Origin of the sequence: Streptomyces sp. NPDC050085, from assembly GCF_044460595.1 — a bacterium.
Taxonomy (GTDB): domain Bacteria; phylum Actinomycetota; class Actinomycetes; order Streptomycetales; family Streptomycetaceae; genus Streptomyces.
This window is the reverse complement of record NZ_JBITJZ010000004.1, coordinates 393319-406970: the sequence shown is the minus strand read 5'-3', so window position 1 is coordinate 406970 and position 13652 is coordinate 393319. Positions and strand designations below refer to the sequence as shown.

Genomic DNA, 13652 nt, shown 5'->3' with positions numbered 1-13652 from the left:
GCTTCATGAGGTGGACGCGCTCGGCGTCGGGGACTGCGTGGCGGTCGGGGTCGGGGTCGGCGTAGGCGTAGGCGTCGGCGTGGCGGTCGGGAACTTGAACTCCGGCAGCGGGAACGGCAGGAACGTCTGGGCGATGCTCATGCCGATCCCGAAGAAGATGTCGGTGGCGAGCAGCCCGAGGTGGAACATCGTGAACGCCGCCTGGAACATGATCTTCGCGACGTCGCCCTTCTCCCCGGCCTCCGCGAACGCCCGGTTGTCGGCCTTGAGGAGGTCGACCGTGGACTTGATGTCGTAGCCCCTGGACAGGGCCCGGTTCAGCGAGCCGCCCGGGATGATCGCGAGCAGGTTGTCCAGGCCCTTGTTCGCGTCCGCGACCGCGATGTCGAGCTTGACCGGGTCCTTCTCGCCGCCCAGGGCGAGCCCGGCCAGATCGGCAGCCGACCCGGTCGCCCCGCCGAACTTGCCGATCATCCGCCAGCTCTGCGCGAGCCGCTCCCGGTCGCGGTGCGGGTCCTCCTTGGCGGTGAGCCCGGGGGGCTGCGCAGGCGTAGGAGTGGGAGTAGGGGTGGGGGTGGGCGTCGACGTGGGCGTAGCCGTGGGGCTCGGTGAGTCGAGCGTCGGCAGGGGCGGCAGCGTGGGCGGTGCGGAAGGAGTGGAGACGGCCGGTGCCGGCGGCGTCGGACCGGCGGGAGCCGCCGCCGCGGTGGGCACCAGGGTCAGGGCCCCGGCGAGCGCGGCGCAGAGAGGCACGGTCCAGACGGTCCGGCGCAGCGAGGAGCGGGGGCGGGACGGGGACATGGGGCGGGGTCCTTCCGAGGAAGCGGCACGCGGTGCCCTCCCACCCTCAAATATGTGATCACCCTCCGCAATCGCACAGATGCGGAGGGTGATCCAATGGAGGGTCTGCTTACGCCGGGCCGGGCCCGCGCACCGGGATGTGCGTGTTGCGATCCTCGGCCACGGGTGGCCGCCAGCCGAAGCAGGCTAGGCCAGTTGCGACCCTTGGCGCACCGGGATGTGCGTGAACGTCGGCTCGGGCGCCGGGTTCTGGAAGAAGTCGTTGCCCTTGTCGTCGACGACGATGAACGCCGGGAAGTCCTCGACCTCGATCTTCCAGACGGCCTCCATGCCGAGCTCCTCGTACTCGACGACCTCGACCTTCTTGATGCAGTCCTGGGCCAGACGTGCGGCGGGGCCGCCGATGGAGCCGAGGTAGAAGCCGCCGTGCGCGTCGCACGCGTCGGTGACCTGCTTGCTGCGGTTGCCCTTGGCGAGCATCACCTTGGAGCCGCCCGCGGCCTGGAACTGCTCCACGTACGAGTCCATGCGCCCGGCGGTGGTCGGCCCGAAGGAACCGGACGCGTAACCCTCGGGGGTCTTGGCCGGACCCGCGTAGTACACGGGGTGGTCCTTCAGGTACTGCGGCATCTCCTCGCCCGCGTCGAGCCGCTCCTTGATCTTCGCGTGCGCGATGTCGCGGGCCACGACCAGCGGGCCGTTGAGCGAGAGCCGGGTCTTCACCGGGTACTTGGTGAGCTCGGCGAGGATCGCGTCCATCGGCTGGTTCAGGTCGATCTTCACGACGTCGCTCGACTCGTCGAGGTGCTCGTCCGTCGTCTCCGGCAGGAACCGCGCCGGGTCCGTCTCCAGCTGCTCGAGGAAGACGCCCTCGGCGGTGATCTTCGCGACGGCCTGGCGGTCGGCCGAGCAGGAGACGGCGATGGCGACGGGGCAGGAGGCGCCGTGCCGCGGCAGGCGCACCACGCGCACGTCGTGGCAGAAGTACTTGCCGCCGAACTGCGCGCCGATGCCGATCTTCTGCGTCAGCTCGAAGACCTTCTCCTCCAGCTCCTTGTCGCGGAAGCCGTGACCGAGCTCGGAGCCCTCGGCCGGGATCTCGTCCAGGTAGTGCGCGGAGGCGTACTTCGCGGTCTTCAGCGCGTACTCGGCGGACGTGCCGCCGACGACGATCGCGAGGTGGTACGGCGGGCACGCGGCGGTGCCGAGCGACCGGATCTTCTCCTCCAGGAACTTCATCATGGAGGCCTCGTTCAGGACGGCCTTCGTCTCCTGGTACAGGAACGACTTGTTGGCCGAGCCGCCGCCCTTCGCCATGAAGAGGAACTTGTAGGCGCCGCCGTCGGTCGCGTACAGCTCGATCTGCGCGGGGAGGTTGGAGCCGGTGTTCTTCTCCTCCCACATGGTGAGCGGAGCCATCTGCGAGTAGCGCAGGTTGAGGTTCTTGTAGGCGTCGTAGATGCCCTTGCTGAGCGACTTCTCGTCCTCACCTTCGGTGAGGACGTTCTGTCCGCGCTTGCCCATGACGATGGCGGTGCCGGTGTCCTGGCACATGGGGAGCACGCCCGCGGCCGCGATGTTCGCGTTCTTCAGCAGGTCGAGCGCCACGAACTTGTCGTTGTTCGACGCCTCGGGGTCGTCCACGATGCGGCGCAGCTGCGCGAGGTGGGCCGGGCGCAGATAGTGCTGGATGTCGTGGATGGCCTCCTCGGCGAGCTTGCGCAGCGCCTCCGGCTCGACCTTCAGGAACGTACGGCCGTCCGGCCCCTCGGCGGTGGAGACGCCCTCCGAGGTCACCAGGCGGTACGGGGTGGTGTCCTCGCCCTGGGGGAGCAGATCGGTGTACGCGAACTCAGGCATCTCGCCCATTCCTCACTCGACAGACAGCTAGCTGGCATCCGTTGGCAGCGCCAACCAGCGTAGAACCTGGCGGGACGGCGAGTCCTGTGAGGTAAGGCTCAGTTCGCACCCCGGGATCGGTGACGGCCCCCTAGTCGCGATCTATCGCGTTTGGGTACGCTGGGGACGTGGACCTTGAGAAGCGCCCCCAGCAGCAGAGCGCCCCCGCGGCGGCGGAGCCGGCCGATCTGCGCGCCTCCGACGCCGACCGCGACCGCATCGCGGACATCCTGCGCGAGGCGCTCGCCGAGGGGCGGCTCGACGCGGACGAGCACGCCGAGCGGATCGACGGCGTGTACCGGGCCAAGACCGTGGGTGAACTGGAGCCGCTGGTAAGGGACTTGCCAGGCGCCCACCAGGCGCGCCCCGCCGCGGCCGCCGCGAGGGGCGTGGCCCCCGACCGCCCGGCGCCCGGCACGATCCCGGCCGTCCCGGGGGAGAACCTGGTGGCGGTGTTCAGCTCCACCAGCCGCAAGGGCCGCTGGCGCCCGGCCCGGCGCACGCACGCGTACGCCGTCTTCGGCGACGTGGAGATCGACCTCAGCGAGGCGATCTTCGAGCACCGCGAGGTCTACATCAAGGCGGTCTCGGTGTTCGGGAACGTGTCGGTGAGGGTCCCCGAGAACATCTCGCTGCGCGGCAGCGGCGGCGGCGTCCTCGGCAGCTTCGAGGTGGACGCGATGGACGGTGCGGACCCCGACGCCCCGGTCGTGTACGTCGACGGCATCGCGGTCCTCGGCAGCGTCGACGCCAAGCCGAAGCGCGGCCGCATCGTGCGCGATCTCGAGAAGTACGTGCGCAAGTACCTGGGCTGACCCGGCGGGCGGACGCCCCGGGTCCGCCGCGCGAACTCCCGTATGCGCTCGGGAACTTCCGTCCTTCGGAACTCAGTGCATAGGCGCCGACACAGCGGGTAGAGGTTGCTGCATCGTCTACCGATCGCCTCTCGCTCGCGAAAGCCGTCGTAAGCCGTCGTCAGGAGTAGACCGTGCTGCATCCGCCGCATCAGTCCCTGCAGGTCGCCGCCGTTCCGCAGCAGCGCGGGCCAGTGGGGGAGAGGGATCAGGAAGCACCGTGGCACACGGAGGCCGTGTGCAGGCGCGACGAGGCCGGACTCTTCTTCGCCCCTTCCAAGGAACCCACCGCCGCGCGCCTGTCCCGCGAGGAAGCCGCCAAGCGGGTCTGCGCCCGCTGTCCCGTGATGGTCGAATGCCGTGAGCACGCCCTGCTCCAGCCGGAGCCGTACGGGGTGTGGGGCGGCCTCACCGCGGCCGAGCGCCGCGTGGTCCTCGCCCGCAGGCGCCGGCGCGAGGTCGAGTTGAAGAAGACGACGCGGACGGTGGCGGCCGCCGGCTAGTTCCTTGCGTGTACGCAGTCGGGGGCGCCCCTCCGCACAAGGGGCGCCCCCAACTACGTATCCACGAAAGCCGTTTGAACGACTCGGGTACTACTTCGCCGCTACTCCGCCTCTACTTCGCGCGGTCGAAGTCGATCGCGCTGTACGCGCGCAGCTTGCTCAGCCGGTGCGTCGAGTCGATCTGCCGGATCGTGCCGGACTTGGAGCGCATCACCAGGGACGACGTGTGGGCCCGCTCGGAGCCGTAGCGCACGCCCGGCAGCAGCTCGCCGTCGGTGATGCCGGTGGCGACGAAGAAGACGTTCTCGCCGGAGACCAGGTCGTCGGTGGACAGGACGCGGTCCAGGTCGTGCCCGGCGTCGAGCGCCCGCTGCCGCTCCTCGTCGTCCTTGGGCCACAGCTTGCCCTGGATGACACCGCCCAGGCACTTGATCGCGCAGGCCGAGATGATGCCCTCGGGGGTGCCGCCGATGCCGAGCAGCAGGTCGACGCCGTTGTCCTCCTGGACGGCGAGGATCGAGCCCGCGACGTCGCCGTCGGAGATCAGCTTGATGCGGGCGCCGGCCTCGCGGACCTCCTTGATGATGCCCTCGTGGCGCGGCCGGTCGAGGATGACGACGGTGACGTCCTCGGGGGTGGCCCGCTTCGCCTTGGCGACGCGGCGGACGTTCACCGCGACCGGGGCGTTGATGTCCACGTAGTCGGCGGCCTCGGGACCCGCGACCAGCTTGTCCATGTAGAAGACTGCGGACGGGTCGAACATGGTGCCGCGGTCGGCGGCGGCCAGCACGGCCACTGCGTTGGGCATGCCCTTCGCGGTCAGCGTCGTGCCGTCGATCGGGTCGACGGCGATGTCGCACTCGGGGCCCGAGCCGTCCCCGATCCGCTCGCCGTTGAAGAGCATCGGGGCTTCGTCCTTCTCGCCCTCGCCGATGACGACGACACCGTTCATCGACACGGTGGAGACGAGGGTCCGCATGGCGCGCACGGCCGCGCCGTCCGCCCCGTTCTTGTCGCCGCGGCCGACCCAGCGGCCGGCGGCCATCGCCGCGGCCTCGGTGACACGGACGAGTTCCAGGGCGAGGTTGCGGTCGGGCGCCTCGGCGGGCACTTCGAGTTCGGACGGCAGCTGGTGGGATTGCTCGGTCATCGAGACGCACCTTTCTGTTCCGGCGTTTCAGGCGTTTTCGGGCTGTTCACCGGGATACGACGACGGCCGGATGAGGGTTTGTGGGGTCGACTCTATCGTCCGTACGACAATCTGAGCAGGGGGCCCCACGGATGAGCGGGCTGCGTGGTCGCCCTGACCATGTCAGGTCACGCATTTCGGACCCCCTCCCGCCGGAGATCATCCGGGGACCTGCGACGATGGGGCGCGTGGCAGGAAGAAATGGCAAGAAGACGGTCGGCAGCCTGGTCCTCTCGCTCGGCGTCTGCGTCGTCGCGGCCGGCATCGCCTACGCGTTCGTCCCGCACGACGGCTCCAAGTCGCCGGTCGAGCGCAAGGACTACCGGGTCGAGCTGCTGACGGCCAGGCGCGCGGCGTCGTACCCGGTGGCCGCTCCCACGGGTCTGCCGACGGAGTGGAAGGCGACGTCCGTGCGCTACACGGACGAGCCGAACCAGCTCTGGCACCTGGGCTTCCTCGACCCCGAGGGCCAGTACGTCGCCGTCGAGCAGTCGATCGACAAGCCGTCCCGCTTCATCCGGGACAAGAGCCTGGGCGCCAAGGAGACGAGCGGCACCCGGTCCATCGACGGCAAGGACTGGCAGCAGTACAAGGGTGCGAAGTACGACGCCCTGGTGCTGAAGGAGAAGGGCTCCACGACGATGGTGACCGGCACGGCCGGCTTCGACCAGCTGGCGAAGATGGCCGAGGCGCTGGAGATGAAGCAGGACAAGAGCGCGTAACGCGCACGTACGCAGACACACGGAAGGGCCCCGGCAGCAGCCGGGGCCCTTCCGTATGCGTGTCTGCGGTGCTCGGACTCAGACGGTCGTGATGACCTGGTCGAGCTCGAGGCGCGGGGAGCGCGGACTGCATTCTCCCGGGGGGCGACCCCCGGACCCCCAGCCGGACAAGCGTGTCGGCCGGTCCCGGGTGTGTATGCGGAAAGAGCCCCCGTTGGTGCCGGGGGCTCTTTCCGTGTGTCTGCCGGACGGCTCAGACGGTCGTGATGACCTGGTCGAGCTCAAGGCGCGGGGAGCGCGGGAACCAGGCGTCCTCGCCCGGCTTGCCGATGTTGATGACCATCAGCGGGGTGTGGTCGTCGTCCAGGAACTCCTTCTGGACGCCGGCGAAGTCGAGGCCGGTCATCGGGCCCGCGGCCAGGCCGGCGGCGCGCACGCCGATGATGAAGTACGCGGCCTGCAGCGTCGCGTTCAGCGCGGCGGCGCCCTCGCGGACCGGGCGCTCCGAGAAGAAGGCGTCCTTGGCGGCGGGGAAGTGCGGGAAGAGCGCCGGCAGCTCCTCGTGGAACTCGTTGTCCGCGGAGAGGATCGCGACCAGCGGGGCGGCGGCCGTCTTCGGCTGGTTGCCCTCGGCCATGTGCTTGACCAGGCGCTCGCGGGCCTCGGGGGAGCGGACCAGGGTGATGCGCAGCGGCGACTGGTTGAAGGCGGTCGGGCCGAACTTGACCAGGTCGTAGATCGCCTGCACCTGCTCGTCGGTCACCGGCTCGTCGGTGAACGTGTTCGCGGTGCGGGCCTCGCGGAAGAGGAGGTCCTGGGCGGCGGGGTCAAGAACGAGAGACATCGATCAACCTTCTTGCGACGAACGTGGCGGCTGGGTGATCCGATCCGTCCGGATCAGCCGGTACCCACGACAGTACGCCAGTGAGGTTCAACTTTCAACAAAACCTCTCGTGACCCTGTTCACTCGTGACCCTGTTCGTCCTCCCTGTCCTACCCGTCCTCCCTGTCCTACCCGTCCTCCCCGTCGTCCCCGTCGTCCCCGTCGGCCCCGTCGTCCCCTTCCGCGAGCGCCGCGTCGAGCCGCGCCCGCGCCCCGTCCAGCCAGCGGCGGCACACCTTCGCCAGCTCCTCGCCGCGCTCCCAGAGCGCCAGGGACTCCTCGAGCGAGGTGCCGCCGGCCTCCAACCGCCGTACGACATCGATCAGTTCGTCCCGGGCCTGCTCGTAGCCGAGCGTCTCTTCGGCCGTCTTCGTGGTCATGCTGCTGTCCGTCCTCACGCCTCGTCCGTGCTGGGTACTTCTGTGACTCGTACGGTGAACTCGCCCTCGGCGACCCGCGCCCGCAGCTCCTCACCGGCCGGTGCCTCGGCCGGAGCGCGCACCACGTGCCCGTCGGCCTTCTGCAGCACCGCGTAGCCCCGCTTGAGCGTGGCCGCGGGAGAGAGGGCGACCACGCGCGCGTGCGTGTGCGTCAGCTCGGACTCGGCCCGGTCAAGGAGGTGCCCGAGGGTGCGGCGGGCCCGCTCGGTCAGCGCCGCGACCTGCTCCTCGCGCTCGTCGACCATGCGGTGCGGGTCCTCTATCGAGGGCCGGGCCAGCGCGGCCGCCAGGCCCCGCTCCTCGCGCTCGATGAACGCCTCGACGCTGCGCCGCGCCCGGTCGCGCAGCCAGCGCACCCGCTCGTACTCCTCGCCGACGTCCGGCACGACCTTCTTCGCCGCGTCGGTGGGCGTGGAGGCGCGCAGGTCCGCCACGTAGTCGAGCAGGGGATTGTCCGGCTCGTGGCCGATCGCGGAGACGACGGGCGTACGACAGGAGGCCACGGCCCGCACCACCTGCTCGTCGGAGAACGGGAGGAGGTCCTCCACGCTGCCGCCGCCGCGCGCGACGATGATCACGTCGACGCCCTCCAGGGCGTCCAGCTCCTTGACCGCCTGCACGACCTGCGGCACGGCGTGCACACCCTGGACCGGTACGTTCCGCACCTCGAAGCGGACCGCGGGCCAGCGGTGCCGCGCGTTCTCCAGCACGTCCCGCTCCGCGGCCGACGCGCGTCCGCAGACGAGCCCGATGAGCTGCGGCAGGAACGGCAGCGTCTTCTTCCGCTCGGCGGCGAACAGGCCCTCCTGGGCGAGGGACTTCTTCAACTGCTCAAGGCGCGCGAGCAGTTCACCGACACCGACCGGGCGGATCTCGGCGGCCCGCAGGGAGAGCTGCCCACGCGGCGCGTACCACTCCGGCTTCGCGTGCACGACGACCCGGGAGCCCTCGGTCACGACGTCCGCCACCGCGTCGAACACCTGCCGGTAGCAGGTGACCGACACCGAGATGTCGTACGACGGATCGCGCAGCGTCAGGAACACCACCCCGGCACCGGGCCTGCGGGACAGCTGCGTGATCTGCCCCTCCACCCACACGGCACCGAGCCGGTCGATCCATCCGCCGATCAGCCGGGAGACCTCACCCACGGGGAGCGGGGCATCCGGGGACGTATTGGCAGCCATGCCGCGAGGGTAGTCGCCGCCACCGACATCGCCGACCCGCTCCCGATCAGGGCGTCGGCCCGGCCACGTCCCGGCCGCGCTGGACCAGCAGCACCGCGAGCCCCACGACCAGCCAGATCGCGCCGACCACCTGCGCCGCGCCCGACGCCTCCACGATCACCGCGACCGCGATCGCCGCGCCGAGCACCGGGATCAGGACGTGCCGCCACCAGCTGACCGCGCCGCCCCGGCGCTGCACCACGAAATAGCCGACCACGCTCGCGTGCAGCAGCGTGAACGCGCTCAGGGCGCCGATGTCGACGACCGACGTGAGGTGGTCGAGGCCGTCGTCGCGGCGGGCCGCCCACACCGCCGCGACCAGCGTGATCACCGCGGCCACGAGCAGCGCACGCCGCGGCACGCCCGAGTCGGTGCGCGACAGCGCCTTCGGCAGGCGCCGGTCGCGGGCCATCGCGAACACGAGCCGGCCCGCGGCCGCCTGCCCGGCCAGTGCCGCGAACGCCGCGCCGATCGCCTTGCTGACCGCCACCAGATCGTGCAGCCACCCGCCGACCGACGTGTCCACGGCGTCGTAGAACGCACTGCCCTGCTTGCCCGGATCGGCGGCCAGCTGCGCCGATGTCGTCGGTTCCAGGAGCGCCACCAGGTACGTCTGCAGGACGAACAGCACACCCGTCAGCGCCAGACAGAACAGCACGGCCCGCGCCACCTTCGCCGAACCACCCGTCACCTCCTCGGCGAACGTGGCGATCGCGTCGAAGCCCAGGTACGACAGAACCGCCACCGACACCGCGCCGATCACCGCCGACAGCGCGAACGTGCCCTGCGTGCCGTCACCCGTCAGCGGCGACAGCCAGCCGCGCTCGGCCCCGTCGCGGATCAGCACGACGACCGCGGACACGATGAAGACCACAAGCACCACGATCTCCAGGGCGAGCACCGCGAAGCCGACGCGGGCCGCGGCCCGTACGCCCCACAGGTTCAGCACCGTCGTGATGACGACGGCCAGCGCCGTCCACACCCAGCGGGAGACCGACGGCACGAGCGCGTTCATCGCGATCCCGGAGAACAGGTACGCCACCGCGGGGATCAGCAGATAGTCCAGCATCGCCATCCAGCCCGCGACGAAACCGGGCCCGTTTCCGAGCCCCACGCGCGCGTAGGCGTACACGGAGCCCGCCTTCGGAGCGACCCGCACCATCTGCGCGTAGCTGAACGCGGTGAACGCCATCGCGATCGTGGCGACGACGTAGACGAGGGCGACGGCGCCGTGCGACTTCGCGTCCAGGGTGCCGAAGACGCCGACGGGCGCCATGGGGGCGATGAACAGCAGCCCGTAGACGACGAGGTCCCGGAAGCCGAGACTGCGGCGCAGTGCCGTCTCTTCTGGCGTGGTGTCGGCGGACATCGGGCCTCCGGGAGCCTCCGTGTGTGACAAGACTTTCAGTCTCCCCACACAGGGGATCTTTGGCCTCCTGGGCGCGGCCTTACGATGGGGAACATGACTGCTACCACTGGCTCCCGCCGTGTTCTGCTCGCCGCCCCCCGTGGCTACTGCGCCGGTGTGGACCGTGCCGTGATCGCCGTCGAGAAAGCCCTGGAGCAGTACGGCTCCCCGATCTACGTCCGCCACGAGATCGTGCACAACAAGTACGTCGTGCAGACCCTGGAGCGGAAGGGCGCCATCTTCGTCGAGCAGACGGAGGAGGTCCCCGAGGGGTCGATCGTGATGTTCTCCGCGCACGGCGTCGCGCCGACCGTCCACCAGGAGGCCGAGCGCGGCAAGCTCGCCACCATCGACGCCACCTGCCCGCTGGTCACCAAGGTCCACAAGGAAGCGATCCGTTACGCCAACGACGACTTCGACATCCTCCTGATCGGGCACGAGGGGCACGAGGAGGTCATCGGTACGTCCGGTGAGGCCCCGGACCACATCACGCTGGTCGACGGCCCCGAGGACGTCGCCAAGGTCGAGGTCCGCGACCCGGAGAAGGTCGTCTGGCTGTCCCAGACGACGCTGTCCGTGGACGAGACGATGGAGACCGTCGACGCCCTGAAGGTGAAGTTCCCCGGGCTCGTCTCGCCGCCCAGCGACGACATCTGCTACGCCACGCAGAACCGTCAGCTCGCCGTGAAGCAGATGGGTGCCGAGGCCGACCTCGTCATCGTCGTCGGCTCGCGCAACTCCTCGAACTCCAAGCGCCTCGTCGAGGTCGCCAAGCTGGCCGGTGCGAAGGACGCGTACCTCGTGGACTTCGCCAGCGAGATCGACGAGTCCTGGCTCGACGGCGTCAGCACCGTCGGCGTCACCTCCGGCGCCTCCGTGCCCGAGGTCCTCGTCGAGGAGGTCCTGGAGTACCTGTCGCAGCGCGGCTACGCGGACGTGGAGATCGTCAAGGCGGCCGAGGAGTCCATCACGTTCTCGCTGCCCAAGGAGCTCCGCCGCGACCTGCGCGCCGAGGCCGCCGCGCTGATGGGGGATTCCGCTCCCGAGAAGTGACTCGAGAAGTGACCGTCGGTGGTCCGTCGTAGCGTGGAGTCATGCAGATCTTCGGCGTGGACATCGGGGGAACAGGAATCAAGGGCGCTCCGGTCGACCTGGAGCGCGGCGATCTGGCCCAGGAGCGGTTCAAGGTGCTGACCCCGCACCCGGCCACGCCCGACGCGGTGGCCGACGGGGTCAAGCAGGTCGTCGACCACTTCGACGGCGCGTGCGACCGGGTCGGCATCACGTTCCCGGGCGTCGTCACCGGCGGCTCCACGATCCGCACCGCCGCCAATGTCGACAAGAGCTGGATCGACGTCGACGCCCGGGCGCTGCTCGGCGAGAAGCTCGGCGGCATCCCGGTCACGATCCTGAACGACGCGGACGCGGCGGGCGTCGCCGAGATGCAGTTCGGCGCGGGCCGCGGCCGCAAGGGCACGGTGCTGCTGCTCACCTTCGGCACGGGGATCGGCAGCGCCCTGTTCAGCGACGGCGTGCTCGTGCCGAACACGGAGCTGGGCCATCTGGAGCTGGACGGCCACGACGCGGAGCACCGCGCCTCCACCAAGGCCCGCGAGGAGCACGACCTGAGCTGGGAGCACTGGGCCAAGCGCGTCCAGAAGTACCTGGTGCACGTCGAGATGCTGTTCTCGCCGGAGCTGTTCATCATCGGCGGCGGCGTCAGCCGCAAGGCCCACAAGTTCCTGCCGCTGATCCGCGGGATCAGGGCCCAGATCGTCCCGGCGCAGCTGCAGAACAACGCGGGGATCGTGGGTGCCGCGATGACGGCGTCCCGTACGTAGCAGCCACGTAGCCGTTGGGTAGCAGCTACGCGCGCCGCGGCCTGGGCGCCCTGGACGCCGGGGCCTGCGCGGCGGCGGCCCGTCGCTGACCGGCACGCCGGGCCATCAGGCGCACCTTCCGTACGGTCACGACGAGACCGGCGACGAGCGTGCCGCCGTACAGCCAGCCCGCGTTCAGGGCCAGCGCGGTGAAGACGCCCATCACCTGTTCCGCGAAGCCGCCCTTGCCCTCGGAGATGGACACCGCGCCGAGGGCGAACGCGATCGGCGCCACGATCGGCGCCACCACCAGGTCCGCCTTGCGCACCCAGACCGAGGTGAGCCCGCTGACCAGCAGGAAGAACACCCCGTACACGGCGGGCGAGGCAGCGAAGAGCAGCATGTCGAGGAAGCCGGTCACCAGCATCGTGCCCGTGCAGAACAGGCCGCTGCCCAGACCGGTCAGCCGCGGGTTCGGGAAGCGGCGCAGCGCGAGCACGAGCGGCGGCACCGGCCGGGACGCCCGGTACACGGTGCCGGCCCCGCCGCGCTCACGACCGCCCTGCGCCTGCGGCGGTAGCGGGGCCGTGCCGCGGGGGCGGGATTGCGGGGGACGGGTCCTGGGTTGCTCCACACGCCCAACATAGGTGGGCTTATGTGCGGAATACGGCGCGGGACACGCGCTTTGGCCGACCTTGGGCAAGCGTTCGATACGGAGCCCCTGGCGGGTGGCGTCGAGCCCGTAGACTGGTGGACCGCCCACACCCCATCTCTCGTACGGGAAGTCGCAACGTGTCGCTCACGATCGGAATCGTCGGTCTGCCGAATGTCGGCAAGTCGACCCTGTTCAACGCCCTGACCAAGAACGACGTGCTCGCGGCCAACTACCCGTTCGCCACGATCGAGCCGAACGTCGGCGTGGTCGGCGTCCCCGACGCGCGCCTCACCAAGCTGGCGGAGATCTTCAGCTCCCAGAAGGTGCTCCCGGCCACCGTCGACTTCGTCGACATCGCGGGCATCGTGCGCGGCGCCTCCGAGGGCGAGGGCCTGGGCAACAAGTTCCTGGCGAACATCCGTGAGTCCGACGCGATCTGCCAGGTCATCCGCGCCTTCAAGGACGAGAACGTCGTGCACGTCGACGGCAAGGTCTCGCCCAAGGACGACATCGAGACGATCAACACCGAGCTGATCCTCGCCGACCTCCAGACCATCGAGAAGGTCCTGCCGCGCCTCCAGAAGGAGTCGCGCATCAAGAAGGACGTGGCCCCCAAGGTGGCGGCGGTCGAGGCGGCGAAGGAAATCCTCGAAAAGGGCGACACGCTCTTCTCGGCGGGCATCGTCCAGGGCTCCGGCAACGAGGAGCTCCTCCACGACCTGCACCTCCTCACCACCAAGCCCTTCCTCTACGTCTTCAACGTCGACGAGGACGAGCTGACCGACGAGACCTTCAAGGCCGAGCAGCGCGCCCTGGTCGCCCCGGCCGAGGCGATCTTCCTCAACGCCAAGCTGGAGGCGGACCTCGCCGAGCTCGACGAGGAGGACGCCATGGAACTCCTGGAGTCGGTGGGCGCCGAAGAGCCCGGCCTCGCCACGCTGGCCCGCGTCGGCTTCAACACCCTGGGCCTGCAGACGTACCTGACGGCGGGCCCCAAGGAGTCCCGCGCCTGGACGATCAAGAAGGGCGCGACGGCCCCCGAGGCGGCCGGCGTGATCCACACCGACTTCCAGAAGGGCTTCATCAAGGCCGAGGTCATCTCCTTCGCGGACCTGGTCGAGACGGGCTCGGTCGCGGACGCGCGCTCGGCGGGCAAGGCGCGCATGGAGGGCAAGGAGTATGTGATGCAGGACGGGGACGTGGTGGAGTTCCGCTTCAATGTGTAGCCGCTGACGTATCGCCACGTCGCTGATCT

At 70.0% G+C, this 13652-nt stretch carries 14 protein-coding genes; 6 read left to right on the top strand and 8 right to left on the bottom strand.

The window, feature by feature from the left end:
- Positions 1-3: 3 nt before the first annotated feature.
- Complete coding sequence (locus tag ACIBUY_RS17965; protein ID WP_399153014.1) at positions 4-801, bottom strand: hypothetical protein; 798 nt, start codon at positions 799-801, stop codon at positions 4-6.
- A 186-nt stretch (positions 802-987) separates the two neighbouring features.
- Positions 988-2661 carry a fumarate hydratase gene (locus ACIBUY_RS17960; RefSeq protein WP_399153013.1) on the bottom strand — a complete coding sequence of 558 codons (1674 nt, stop codon included), beginning with the start codon at positions 2659-2661 and terminating at the stop codon, positions 988-990.
- Positions 2662-2828: 167 nt separating this feature from the next.
- Between ACIBUY_RS17960 and ACIBUY_RS17955 the strand changes: the two genes are divergently transcribed.
- Together ACIBUY_RS17955 and ACIBUY_RS17950 are read left to right on the top strand one after the other, a co-directional pair.
- Positions 2829-3515, top strand: coding sequence for a DUF1707 domain-containing protein (locus ACIBUY_RS17955; protein WP_399153012.1), 687 nt, complete (start codon positions 2829-2831; stop codon positions 3513-3515).
- A gap of 173 nt (positions 3516-3688) precedes the next feature.
- On the top strand, positions 3689-4057 hold the full coding sequence (locus ACIBUY_RS17950) for a WhiB family transcriptional regulator (RefSeq protein ID WP_365569042.1): 369 nt from the start codon (positions 3689-3691) through the stop codon (positions 4055-4057).
- A gap of 112 nt (positions 4058-4169) precedes the next feature.
- On the opposite strand, the gene glpX is transcribed toward ACIBUY_RS17950, so the two are convergent.
- Positions 4170-5207: a class II fructose-bisphosphatase gene (gene glpX, locus ACIBUY_RS17945; RefSeq protein WP_365569039.1), complete on the bottom strand. Its 1038-nt coding sequence runs from the start codon at positions 5205-5207 to the stop codon at positions 4170-4172.
- Positions 5208-5434: 227 nt separating this feature from the next.
- On the opposite strand from glpX, the gene ACIBUY_RS17940 reads away from it, so the two are divergent.
- Positions 5435-5968: a DUF4245 domain-containing protein gene (locus tag ACIBUY_RS17940; RefSeq protein ID WP_365569037.1), complete on the top strand. Its 534-nt coding sequence runs from the start codon at positions 5435-5437 to the stop codon at positions 5966-5968.
- A gap of 253 nt (positions 5969-6221) precedes the next feature.
- On the opposite strand, the gene ACIBUY_RS17935 is transcribed toward ACIBUY_RS17940, so the two are convergent.
- From ACIBUY_RS17935 to ACIBUY_RS17920, 4 genes are all read right to left on the bottom strand, one after another.
- Positions 6222-6812, bottom strand: a complete 591-nt coding sequence (locus ACIBUY_RS17935) for a malonic semialdehyde reductase (RefSeq protein WP_365569034.1) — start codon at positions 6810-6812, stop codon at positions 6222-6224.
- A 167-nt stretch (positions 6813-6979) separates the two neighbouring features.
- Positions 6980-7231 carry an exodeoxyribonuclease VII small subunit gene (locus ACIBUY_RS17930; protein WP_399153011.1) on the bottom strand — a complete coding sequence of 84 codons (252 nt, stop codon included), beginning with the start codon at positions 7229-7231 and terminating at the stop codon, positions 6980-6982.
- A 14-nt stretch (positions 7232-7245) separates the two neighbouring features.
- Complete coding sequence (gene xseA, locus ACIBUY_RS17925) at positions 7246-8475, bottom strand: exodeoxyribonuclease VII large subunit (RefSeq protein ID WP_365569028.1); 1230 nt, start codon at positions 8473-8475, stop codon at positions 7246-7248.
- Positions 8476-8521: 46 nt separating this feature from the next.
- Positions 8522-9883, bottom strand: coding sequence for an APC family permease (locus tag ACIBUY_RS17920; RefSeq protein ID WP_365569025.1), 1362 nt, complete (start codon positions 9881-9883; stop codon positions 8522-8524).
- Between the two features lie 84 nt (positions 9884-9967).
- Here ACIBUY_RS17920 and ACIBUY_RS17915 point away from each other — a divergent pair, with 84 nt between their 5' ends.
- Together ACIBUY_RS17915 and ppgK are read left to right on the top strand one after the other, a co-directional pair.
- A complete protein-coding gene (locus tag ACIBUY_RS17915) occupies positions 9968-10975 on the top strand; it encodes a 4-hydroxy-3-methylbut-2-enyl diphosphate reductase (RefSeq protein ID WP_365569022.1) in 1008 nt (335 codons plus the stop codon).
- Between the two features lie 41 nt (positions 10976-11016).
- Positions 11017-11763 (top strand): polyphosphate--glucose phosphotransferase, encoded by a 747-nt coding sequence (ppgK, locus tag ACIBUY_RS17910; protein ID WP_399153010.1) that lies wholly within the window; start codon positions 11017-11019, stop codon positions 11761-11763.
- Positions 11764-11788: 25 nt separating this feature from the next.
- On the opposite strand, the gene ACIBUY_RS17905 is transcribed toward ppgK, so the two are convergent.
- Entirely contained in the window at positions 11789-12376 is a 588-nt protein-coding gene (locus ACIBUY_RS17905; RefSeq protein ID WP_365569016.1) for a DUF6542 domain-containing protein, read from the bottom strand.
- A 158-nt stretch (positions 12377-12534) separates the two neighbouring features.
- Here ACIBUY_RS17905 and ychF point away from each other — a divergent pair, with 158 nt between their 5' ends.
- The gene (ychF, locus tag ACIBUY_RS17900) at positions 12535-13623 is read left to right on the top strand and encodes a redox-regulated ATPase YchF (RefSeq protein ID WP_365569013.1); all 1089 of its coding nucleotides are present in this window, start codon (positions 12535-12537) and stop codon (positions 13621-13623) included.
- The last annotated feature ends 29 nt before the right edge of the window (positions 13624-13652 follow it).